The sequence below is a fragment of the Corynebacterium sp. KPL2861 genome (assembly GCF_040225475.1).
GTDB lineage: Bacteria > Actinomycetota > Actinomycetes > Mycobacteriales > Mycobacteriaceae > Corynebacterium.
On sequence record NZ_JBEHFW010000029.1, the window covers coordinates 1 to 712 of the forward strand.

The 712-nt window shown below is 51.4% G+C and carries 1 rRNA gene; it reads right to left on the reverse strand.

Annotated features, from left to right (window positions below):
* Positions 1-451, reverse strand: a 16S ribosomal RNA gene (locus tag ABRP84_RS11235); the annotation flags it as partial.
* Between the last annotated feature and the right edge of the window lie 261 nt (positions 452-712).

The window sequence follows — 712 nt, forward strand, 5'->3', positions numbered from 1 at the left end:
AAAGCTTCGTCCCTAGCGAAAGGAGTTTACAACCCGAAGGCCTTCATCCCCCACGCGGCGTCGCTGCATCAGGCTTGCGCCCATTGTGCAATATTCCCCACTGCTGCCTCCCGTAGGAGTCTGGGCCGTATCTCAGTCCCAATGTGGCCGTACACCCTCTCAGGCCGGCTACCCGTCGCCGCCTTGGTAGGCCATTACCCCACCAACAAGCTGATAGGCCGCGAGCTCATCCTACACCGAAAAAACTTTCCAACCACCACACTAAAGATGGCTCCTATCCGGTATTAGACCCAGTTTCCCAAGCTTATCCCGAAGTGCAGGGCAGATCACCCACGTGTTACTCACCCGTTCGCCACTCGAGTACCCTGCAAGCAGGGCCTTTCCGTTCGACTTGCATGTGTTAAGCACGCCGCCAGCGTTCGTCCTGAGCCAGGATCAAACTCTCCACAAAAAGAAAAATTTCAGAACAACAAGATCCTGAAAAGGCCGTGAAAAGCCCAAACCTAACCAAAAGAACAAACCACCACAAACCAATAAAGGCTCATGCTGGCGTCCAAAAATTACTACAAAGAAAAAATCACTGCCTCCCCAACCCGACGGGGCACAAAAAAGGGAGACAAAAAGTTGAACACAATCACATGCCAACCAATCCATCAATGCAGCCGAAACACTAAACAGTATTCAAAAAGATGCGTATTCCAACACCTTACCG